This is a genomic window from Allobosea sp. (assembly GCF_048595345.1).
Lineage (GTDB): Bacteria > Pseudomonadota > Alphaproteobacteria > Rhizobiales > Beijerinckiaceae > Allobosea.
This window is the reverse complement of the sequence record NZ_JBMDWH010000175.1, coordinates 1-9,533: the sequence shown is the minus strand read 5'-3', so window position 1 is coordinate 9,533 and position 9,533 is coordinate 1. Positions and strand designations below refer to the sequence as shown.

Annotated in this window: 10 protein-coding genes; 5 read left to right on the top strand and 5 right to left on the bottom strand. The window is 69.4% G+C overall.

The genetic code is table 11. The annotated features are described in order from the left end of the window. The 3 genes from ACOJTB_RS16170 to trxA form a co-directional block, all read left to right on the top strand. A partial coding sequence (locus ACOJTB_RS16170) for a PD-(D/E)XK nuclease family protein (protein ID WP_420103552.1) occupies positions 1 to 627 on the top strand: 627 nt, incomplete at its 5' end. Then, positions 624 to 1,283, top strand: a complete 660-nt coding sequence (locus tag ACOJTB_RS16165; RefSeq protein WP_420103551.1) for a DUF1345 domain-containing protein — start codon at positions 624 to 626, stop codon at positions 1,281 to 1,283. The genes ACOJTB_RS16170 and ACOJTB_RS16165, both read left to right, overlap by 4 nt. A 120-nt stretch (positions 1,284 to 1,403) precedes the next feature. Then, complete coding sequence (trxA, locus tag ACOJTB_RS16160) at positions 1,404 to 1,724, top strand: thioredoxin (protein WP_047579067.1); 321 nt, start codon at positions 1,404 to 1,406, stop codon at positions 1,722 to 1,724. 98 nt (positions 1,725 to 1,822) lie between these two features. Here trxA and ACOJTB_RS16155 read toward each other — a convergent pair whose 3' ends face one another. Next, positions 1,823 to 2,218: a DoxX family protein gene (locus ACOJTB_RS16155; protein WP_420103550.1), complete on the bottom strand. Its 396-nt coding sequence runs from the start codon at positions 2,216 to 2,218 to the stop codon at positions 1,823 to 1,825. A gap of 322 nt (positions 2,219 to 2,540) precedes the next feature. Here ACOJTB_RS16155 and ACOJTB_RS16150 point away from each other — a divergent pair, with 322 nt between their 5' ends. Further along, complete coding sequence (locus ACOJTB_RS16150) at positions 2,541 to 4,703, top strand: transglycosylase domain-containing protein (RefSeq protein ID WP_420103549.1); 2,163 nt, start codon at positions 2,541 to 2,543, stop codon at positions 4,701 to 4,703. Positions 4,704 to 4,741: 38 nt separating this feature from the next. Here the strand turns inward: ACOJTB_RS16150 and ACOJTB_RS16145 are convergent, their stop codons facing one another. Further along, positions 4,742 to 5,938: a multidrug effflux MFS transporter gene (locus ACOJTB_RS16145; RefSeq protein WP_420103548.1), complete on the bottom strand. Its 1,197-nt coding sequence runs from the start codon at positions 5,936 to 5,938 to the stop codon at positions 4,742 to 4,744. Positions 5,939 to 6,039: 101 nt separating this feature from the next. Next, the gene (locus ACOJTB_RS16140; protein ID WP_420103547.1) at positions 6,040 to 7,236 is read right to left on the bottom strand and encodes a diaminopropionate ammonia-lyase; all 1,197 of its coding nucleotides are present in this window, start codon (positions 7,234 to 7,236) and stop codon (positions 6,040 to 6,042) included. 102 nt (positions 7,237 to 7,338) lie between these two features. Here ACOJTB_RS16140 and ACOJTB_RS16135 point away from each other — a divergent pair, with 102 nt between their 5' ends. Continuing rightward, entirely contained in the window at positions 7,339 to 7,815 is a 477-nt protein-coding gene (locus tag ACOJTB_RS16135; protein WP_420103546.1) for an Lrp/AsnC family transcriptional regulator, read from the top strand. Positions 7,816 to 7,959: 144 nt separating this feature from the next. Here ACOJTB_RS16135 and ACOJTB_RS16130 read toward each other — a convergent pair whose 3' ends face one another. Continuing rightward, positions 7,960 to 9,180 carry a c-type cytochrome gene (locus ACOJTB_RS16130; protein ID WP_420103545.1) on the bottom strand — a complete coding sequence of 407 codons (1,221 nt, stop codon included), beginning with the start codon at positions 9,178 to 9,180 and terminating at the stop codon, positions 7,960 to 7,962. Next, the coding region (locus ACOJTB_RS16125) for a GMC oxidoreductase (RefSeq protein ID WP_420103544.1) at positions 9,177 to 9,533 on the bottom strand (357 nt) is incomplete at its 5' end. The genes ACOJTB_RS16125 and ACOJTB_RS16130, both read right to left, overlap by 4 nt.

The following is a 9,533-nucleotide window of genomic DNA, read 5'->3' as shown; positions in this document are numbered from 1 at the left end:
GCCGAGCCGCTGCCGCCCTTGCGGCCCTCCGGCGCGCTGGCCGCCGCCGATGGGGAGGAGCGGCCGGGCGAAGGGCCATTCCTGGCCGAAGCCGCCGCCGCCGGGCGGCTCTCCCATCTGCTGTTGCAGCTCCTGCCCGAGATCGCCGCCGCCGACCGGCCCGCCGCCGCCGCGAGCCTCGCCGAGGCGCGCGGACGCGGCCTGCCGGCGGAACGGCGCAAGCGGATCGTCGCGGACGCCCTGCGCCTGCTCGCCGAGCCCGCGCTGGCGGCCCTGTTCGGGCCGGATGCGCTGGCCGAGGTGCCGATCGCCGGCACGATCACCCTGCCGCAGGGCGGCCCGCGCGCCGTCTCGGGCCGCATCGACCGGTTCGTCGTGCTGGCCGACAGCGTTCTCGTCGCCGATTTCAAGACCACGGCGCGCCCGCCGGCATCCGCCGCCGAACTGGCGCCGCGCACGGTCGCGCAGCTGGCAGCCTATGCCGCCTTGCTGGAGGCGATCTATCCCGGCCGCGCGGTGCGGGCGCTGGCGGTCTACACCACCGATCTCAGTTGCTTCGAACTCGGCCCGGATCAGCGCGAGGCCGCCCTGGCCGCGCTCGCCCTCTCTCAGGAGACGCACCGATGAGAGTGCTGCCCCGCTCCCTGCTGCTGCGCCCACGCCTGCTGCTGGCCCTCGGCGCGCTCGCTCTGCTCGCCATCGGACTGCCGGCGGACTGGCGCTGGGCGACGCGCTTCCTGGTGGCCTGGGATGCCGGCGCCATCTTCTATCTCGGCCTGCTCGCGACGACGATGTTCACCGAGACCGCGGAGCAGATCCGGGCGAGGGCGGAACAGCAGGACGAAGGCGCGATGGCGATCCTCATCATCGCGAGCCTCGCGGCGACGACGAGCCTCGTCGCCATCGCCGTGCAGTTCGCCGGCATGGGCGGCGTGGCGCCCGCGCAGAGGCCCTGGCACTTCGCGCTGGGCGGCTTCACGGTGCTCTGCTCCTGGACCCTGCTCCACGCCTTCTTCACGCTGCACTATGCCGGGCTCTATTATCGCGGCGGGCGAAAGGAGCCCTGCCTCGACTTTCCCGGCGAGAGCGACCCGGACTATCTCGACTTCCTGTATTTCTCCTACACCGTCGGCTGCACCTCCCAGACCTCCGACGTCGCGGTGACGACCCGCCATGCTCGCGGGATCGTGCTGCTGCACTCGATCCTCGCCTTCGTCTTCAACACCTCGATCCTGGCGCTGGGCATCAATGTCGGCGCGAGCCTGGTGTCGGCCGGCCAGTGACCGCCGCCGCCCGCGCCTCTGCCCTGCGGGCGGCGCGCCTTGACCGCGGGGGTCGGCATTCATAGCTTCGCTGGCGAAGGGCGGCGCTGCCGCCCACCGTGAAGCGAAAGGCAGCCAGCCATGGCGACGAGCAAGGTAACCGATCAGAGCTTCGAGGCCGACGTGCTGAAGTCGTCCGAGCCGGTCGTGGTGGATTTCTGGGCCGAATGGTGCGGCCCCTGCCGCATGATCGGCCCGGCGCTGGAGGAGATCGCCACCGAGCTCGACGGCAAGGTGAAGATCGTCAAGATGAATGTCGACGAGAACCAGCAGATCCCGGCCCAGTTCGGCATCCGCTCCATCCCGACGCTCATGCTGTTCAAGGACGGCAAGCTCGCCTCCCAGAAGGTGGGCGCGGCACCAAAGAGCGATCTCTCGCGCTGGATTTCCGCCGCGGTCTGATTCGCCGAACGAACCCGGACACGAAAAAAGCCCGCCTTCGTCAGGAGGCGGGCTTTATCAATGGCGGCTAAGAGGCTGAGCGGATCAGCCCCCCGCGCTCAGGCGCGGCTGTCCTTGTCGATCGCGAAGGCGCCAGCGCCCGCGAAGACGAGGTAGAGGAAGACGAAGCAGTAGAGGATCGCTGCGTCGCCGCCATTGAGGACGGGGTAGACGCTCTTGGGCGCATGCGCCATCCAGTAGGCCACGGCCATCTGGCCGGAGAGGATGAAGGCGACGATCCGGGTCTGGAAGCCGACGAGGATCAGCAGGCCGCCGACGAGCTCCAGAACGCCCGCGAACCAGTAGATCGACATCACCGGAGGCAGGCTGCCGCTCGGCGGCAGCGCGGGGAAGCCGAACAGCTTCTGCGTGCCGTGGGCGATGAAGATCAGCGCCGTGACGATGCGCAGGAGGCCGAGCACCTGCGGCTGGTAGCGGTTGAGTGTGGAGAACATCGGGCATCCTTCGAAGGGGGGGGGCGCCGGCAGGCGCGGAGGCCCCTAGGTGCCAGCCTGCGCTATCTTGCGCAATATCCAGAATTGGCCATGGTTACATTGCAATTGCGCAAGATCGCTCACGTTTGCGCGACCAGGCGGAGCGGCCGTCATCGGCCAGGCTTTACGAACCCTTAAAAGCGCCATGTTTAAATCCCCACTGACCTGGACCATCGCGCGTTCGAATGGACGCGGTCACGATGCTCCGCACATGACAGGGTCGGCGGCTCCATCCGCTGATCCGGCTGCCTGACGAGGCGGGCTTTCGGCCGAACGGGACAGGATGAACGACCGGACTTCACGAGGCGAGCGGCGCGAGCCCTCCTTTGGCTATGAGCGCGGCGACAGCCGCCATGACGGTGACATGCGCCTTTCTCCCGACGACCGCACCACGCCTTATCGCCCCTCGGCATCGCGCGCCGAGCCTGCCCGGCAGATGCGCAACGCGCCGAAGACTCCGCCCAAGCGCGGCGGCGGTGGGGGCGGGCGCTCCTCCGGCAAGCGTCGTCGGCGGCGCTCGCTCTTCGGCGGGCTGATCTACTGGACGGCGGTGCTCGGCCTGTGGTGCGTCATCGGGCTCGGCGGCGTCGTCGCCTACTACGCCTCGCAGCTGCCGCCGATCAACCAGCTCACCGTGCCCAAGCGGCCGCCCAACATCGCGATCCTGGCCGCCGACGGCTCGCTGCTGGCCAATCGCGGCGAAACCGGCGGGCGCACCATAACGCTCGGCGAGGTGCCGCCCTATCTGCCGAAAGCCTTCGTCGCGATCGAGGACCGGCGCTTCTACGACCATTTCGGCATCGACCCGGTCGGGCTCGCCCGCGCGGTGGTCAACAATCTGCGCCGCAGCGGCGGCGTGCAGGGCGGCTCGACGCTCACCCAGCAGCTCGCCAAGAACCTGTTCCTCACGCAGGAGCGCACCGCTTCCCGCAAGATCCAGGAAGCCATCCTCGCGCTCTGGCTGGAGCGGACCTACTCCAAGGACCAGATCCTCGAGCTCTATCTCAACCGCGTCTATTTCGGCTCCGGCGCCTATGGCGTCGAGGCGGCGGCGCAGCGCTATTTCAACAAATCCGCACGCTCGGTGACGATCGCCGAGGCGGCGATGCTCGCCGGCCTCGTGCAGGCGCCCTCGCGCCTGGCGCCGAACCGCAATCCGGATCTCGCGGAGAAGCGCGCCCAGCTCGTGGTGACGGCGATGGCCGATCAGGGCTTCATCTCGCGCGAGGCCGCCAAGACCGCTCTCACCGCCCCGGCCGAGGTGCCCGAGCGCATCGGGGCCGGCTCGGTCAACTACGCCGCCGACTACGTCATGGACGTGCTCGACGATTTCATCGGCGCGATCGACAGCGACGTCACCGTGCTGACGACGATCGATTCGAAGCTCCAGGCCTCCGCCGAGACCACGCTGGTCGAAGCGCTCGCGGCGCAGGGCTCCAAGCTCAATGCCAGCCAGGGCGCTGTCGTCTCGCTCGCGCCCGACGGGGCGCTGCGCGCGCTCATCGGCGGCCGCGATTACACCCGAAGCCAGTTCAACCGCGCCACGGCGGCGCGCCGCCAGCCCGGCTCCTCCTTCAAGCCCTTCGTCTATCTGACCGCGATGGAGAAGGGCATGACGCCCGACACCATCCGCGACGACGCCCCGGTCTCGATCAAGGGCTGGGAGCCTGAGAACTACTCGCGCAATTATCGCGGCCCGGTGACGCTCGCGACCGCGATGCAGCATTCGCTGAACACCGTCGCGGCCCGGCTGATCCAGGAGGTGACGCCCAAGGAGGTGATCCGCACCGCCCAGCGGCTCGGCATCACCTCGGCGCTGCAGCCCAATCTCTCACTGGCACTGGGCACCTCGGAGGTGACGCCGCTGGAGATGACGGCGGCCTATGCCACCTTCGCCAATGGCGGCCAGTCGGTGCTGCCCTATGTGATCCGCGAGGTGCGCCAGACCAATGGCAAGGTGGTCTATGCCCGCAAGCCCGCCAATCTCGGCCAGGTCATCCAGCAGCCCTATCTGTCGATGATGGACACCCTGTTCAATGGGGTGATGACCGGCGGCACCGGTGCCAAGTTCAACATTCCCGGCTGGCAGGTGGGCGGCAAATCCGGCACCACGCAGGATTTCCGCGACGCCTGGTTCGTCGGCTTCACCGCCAAGCTCGTCACCGCGGTCTGGGTCGGCAACGACGACAATTCCACCATGAAGCGGGTCACCGGCAGCGGCCTGCCCGGCGAGATCTGGGGCAAATACATGAAGGCCGCCCATGCCGGCTCGCAGCCGATCCCGCTGCCCGGCGGCTTCTGGCAGGGCGCGCCCCGGCCCCTTGACAATGGCGCGCCGATCGCCGAGGCCCGCCAGCCCGAAGCGGCGCCGCCGACCAGCGACCGCGCCTGGGTGCCGCCGGCCCCGCAGGAGAAGAACTTTTTCGAGCGGCTCTTCGGCGGTTAGGATTTGCCGGATGAGGGCTCGGCCGGGTCGCTCCGGCTTCATCCCTTCGCAGCCCTGACCCCCGCGCTGGTCTTGAACAGGACGAAGGCGGCGACGCCGATCCCCGACATCACCAGCGGCAGCGGCAGGGCCGAGCCCTTCAGCAGATGGCCGACCAGCAGGCCGACGCAGGCCGAGAGCAGCATCTGGCACAGGCCGTTGAAGGACGAGGCGGCGCCCGCCCGGTCGGGGAAGGGCATCATCGCCGAGGCCTGCGATTGCGGCATCACCAGCCCGACCCCGCAGGCATAGAGCGCCCAGGACGCGACGATGCCGAACGGCCCGCCGGCGCCGGTGGCGACGGCCCCGAGCATGGCGAGCCCGCCCAGCGCCAGGAACAGCACGCCGAGCCCGATCACCCCGTCCATCCCGCGCGAGCCGACGAGGCGCTGCGCCAGGATCGTGCCGCCGATGAAGCCGAGCACGCCGAAGGCGAAGGAAAAGCCGTATTGCACCGGGCTCAGCCCATAGACGCCGCCGAGCACGAAGGACGAGCCGGAGATGAAGGCGAACAACCCGGCATAGGCCAGTGCGGTCAGCGCCACATAGACGCGGAAGGCGCGGTTCCGCAGCAGCACGCCATAGCCGCCGACGATGGCGCGCAGGGAAAGCGGCTGCGCGGAGCGCTGCCGCAACGTCTCCGGCATCACCGCCAGGATCGTCCCCATCAGCAGGAGCGAGAACAGCAGCGAGGCGAAGAAGGTCGAGCGCCAGCCGAAGGCGACATGCAGCACGCCGCCGAGCACTGGGGCGACGGCCGGCACCAACCCCATGATCATCCCCATCCGCGCCAGCTCCTTGCCGGCGCGCGGCCCCTCGTAAAGATCGCGCACCATGGCGCGGCCGAGCACGATCGGCCCTGAGGCACCCAGCGCCTGCAGGGCGCGGGCGGCGGTGAGGGCGTCGATCGAGGGCGAGAACGCGCAGGCCAGCGTCGCCAGCGCGAACAGCGCCAGCCCCGCCAGCAGCACGGGACGGCGCCCGATGCGATCCGAAAGCGGCCCCCAGATGATCTGGCCGCCGGCGAAGCCGAAGAGGAAGGAGGAGAGGGTGGCCTGCGCCCCGGCGACATCCGTGCCCATCACCCGCACGATCTCGGGCAGCGAGGGCAGGTAGAAATCGGTCGAGAGCGGCCCCAGCGCCGTCAGCATCGCGAGCACGGCGGTCATCGCCAGCGTATCGGGACGAAGCTTCATGCGGGTGGCCTCCGGGCAGCCGGATCGGGCCGCGCCCTCCTGCTACGACGCCGCAGCCGCCCGCGACAAGCGTGCCGATGGGCGGACGGGCCGCGCTTGCCTCATGCCGCGACGGCGCCCACCACCTCGGGAGCCAGCCCGACCAGCTCGGCATAGCGTGCCGGATCAGTGGCGCCCTCGGTGTTGACGAGGAAGACGCGCGATCGGTCGTCGAGCTTCAGCGCCGCCCGCGCTGCCGGATCGCGCAACGCAGCCAGCAGCCCGGCGAGCCCCGCCGCCCCGCTTTCGCCGGCGACGATGGCCGGATCGGTGCCTTCCGGGCGGGCGAGGCGGTTCATCGCCTCCACCGCCTGAGCATCCGTCGCGGTCAGGAAGGCGTCGGCGGCCCGCAGCAGCACGCGCAGGGCGATCGGGGAGGGCTCGTAGCACTCCAGCATCGCCATCACCGTCGGCGCGCCATGGTCGATCGCCACGGCCTGCCCCGAGCGTGCGGCCGCGAAGACGCAGGCCGCCAGCTCCGGTTCGACGACGATGAAGACCGGGCGCTCCGCGCCGTACTGCACCGCCATCTGCGTCGCCATCGCCGCCGCGATGCCGCCGACGCCGGCCTGCACGAAGACATGGGTAGGCGCCTGTGGCAGCTGCGCGAAAGCCTCCTGCGCAATCGCGGTATAGCCCTGCATCACCAAGCCCGGAATGCGCTCATAGCCCTCCCAGGAGGTGTCGGAGACGACCGTCCAGCCGTTCTCCTGCGCGACGCGGGCAGCTTCCTTGACCGAATCGTCATAGGTGCCGGGCACGCGCACCATCCGCGCGCCGAAGCGGGCGATGGCCGCCACGCGCTCCTCGCTGACGCCGCCATGGACGAAGATCACCGAGCGGGCGCCCACCAGCCCGGCGCCCTGCGCGACGGAGCGGCCATGGTTGCCGTCGGTGGCGCAGGCGAAGGTCATGCCGCCCGCGACCGCCCGCACCGCGGGATCGGCGATGTCGCCATCCGACAGAGTCCTGCCGAGGCGGGCTGACGCCTCCTCGAGCACGAGCCGCACCACGGCATAGGCGCCGCCGAGCGCCTTGAAGCTGCCGAGCCCGAGCCGCCGGCCCTCGTCCTTGACGACCAGCGTGCCGATCCCGAGCGCAGCCGCGAGCCCCGGCAGCGCATGGAGGGGTGTGGGCGCGTGGCCGGCGCGGCTGGCCAGATGCCGGCCGATCGCGGCCGCGCCCTCCGGACCGAGCATGGCGAGGTCGCGCGGATCGAGCGGGCGGCGATGATCCGGAGAGGGATTGGGCAGGAACATGGAAGACCTCGACGAAGCGTGCATGCATGGATATTGCATCGCACGGGAGAAAGGCGCTGGATGATCTGCCTTTTCCTGCAAGAACCGCTCGCGGATGCGACCATGACCGAGCCGAATCCCTCCCTCGACGCTTTCGACCGCGCGATCCTCGCCATTCTCCAGAGGGACAATGCCGTTCCACAGCGCGTGATCGGCGAGCAGGTTCATCTCTCGGCGCCGGCGGTGCAGCGCCGCATCCGGCGCATGGAGGCACAAGGAATCATCCGCGCCAATGTCGCCGTGGTCGATCCGGCGGCGCTGGGCCACCCGATCACGATCTTCGTCGAAGTCGAGCTGGTGAGCGAGACGGCGCCGGATATCGACGCCGCCAAGCGCGCCTTCACGGCCGCGCCGGAGGTGCAGCAATGCTATTACGTCACCGGCGAGGTCGACTTCATGCTGGTGGTGCTGGTGCCGAGCATGGCGGCCTATGAGGCGCTGACGCGGCGGCTCTTCTTCGCCGACCCCAACATCCGCAAATTCCGCAGCTTCGTGGCGATGGACCGGGTGAAGGTAGGGCTGAGCGTGCCGGTCGGTTGAGCGACTATTCGGCTCGCGTCAGATCCGCGCCGTCATCCCGGGCTTGTCCCGGGATCCATCGCCGAGCGCCGAGCTTTACGATGGGGCCCGGATCAGCGCCGCTTCGCGGCTTGTCCAGGATGACGGGAGCCGTGCTGACTTGGTTTACTTCCGCAAGCTCGCCCGCATGTCCTTCACCTGCCCGGCGGTCACAGCCGGCGCCGCGTTGCCCCAGCTGTTGCGGACATAGGTGAGGACGTTGGCCACAGCTGCGTCGTCGAGGTTCCAGGCGAAGGAGGGCATCGCCGGGGTGGTGGGCTTGGCCGCCGTGCCGACCGCCTGGCTGCCGGCCAGAACCACGCGGATCAGTGAGCTCGGATCGCTGCTGTTGACCAGCGGCGCCTTGGCCAGCGTCGGGAACAGCGCGGGCTGGCCCTGTCCGGAGGAGACGTGGCAGGCGCCGCAGCGGTCGAGATAGATCGCCTTGCCGCTCGTCATCGCCGCATCGTCGGCGGCGACCGGTCGGGGCGCGGGGTCCCCCTCACCCTTCACGTCCTTCAGATAGGTCGCGACGGCCTGGAGATCTGCATCGGTCCATTTGCTGGTCGATTGCGCCACGGCCTCGGCCATCGGCCCCGAGGCGATGTCGAAGCGGTTGGCGCCGGTCTTTAGATAGGCGACGATATCCTCTTTCGACCAGCTTCCGAGGCCTTTATGGGCATCGCCGGTGAGGCTGGGGGCGAACCAGCCCTGCAGATTGCCGCCGCGCAGGAATTCCCCGCTCTTGTCGGCACCGGTCAGGCTGCGCGGGGTGTGGCAGGTGCCGCAATGGCCGGCGCCGTTGACGAGATAGGCGCCGCGATTCCACTCGGCCGATTGGGCCGCGTCGGGCTGGAACTCCTTGGGCGAGAAATTCAGCAAGTTCCAGCCGATCATCACGCTGCGGATGCTGAAAGGGAAGGGCAGCTGGTTGGAGACGACGCGGTTGGAGACCGGCTCCACCTTCTGGAAATAGGCCCACAGATCGGCGATGTCGGCATCGCTCATCGAGGAATAGGCGGGGTAGGGCATCGCCGGATAGAGCCGCTTGCCGTCCTTGCCGACGCCGCGCTTCAGCGCGCCCCGGAAATCCTCGTAGCTCCAGCGGCCGATGCCGGTCTCCGGGTCGGGCGTGATGTTGGACGGCACGAGCTTGCCGAAGGGCGTCTCCAGCGGCTCGCCTCCGGCGAAGGGCTTGCCGCCGGGCTTCGTATGGCAGGCCGAGCAATCGCCCAGGATCGCCTGGTAGCGGCCGGCCTCGATCCGGTCGAACAGGTCCGAGGCGAAGCCCGCCGTGCCGACCAGCGTGGCGGCCGCGAGGCCGGCGAGGAGCGCTGCCGTCTTCATGCTTCCACCAGCCGGCCGGGGTTCTTGAGATAGTGGTTGCGGATCGAATCCGCCGCCCAGAAGGCCAGCGCACCGACCGGCCCTGTCGGGTTCTTGCCGGCGTTCTGCGGAAAGGCGGAGGCGCCGATGGCGAAGACGTTCGGCACGTCCCAGCTCTGCAGATGCCGGTTCACCGCGCTGGTGTTGGGGTCGGTGCCCATGATCGCGCCGCCGGTGTTGTGCGTGCTCTGATAGGGAACGGAGTTCCAGCCCTTGCCGAGCCTGGCGACGACCGACTGCTTGCCGCCGAGCTGGTCGGCGATCTCCTTCATCCGGCCGCTGATCCAGTTCGACATGCGGATGTCGTTGTCCGG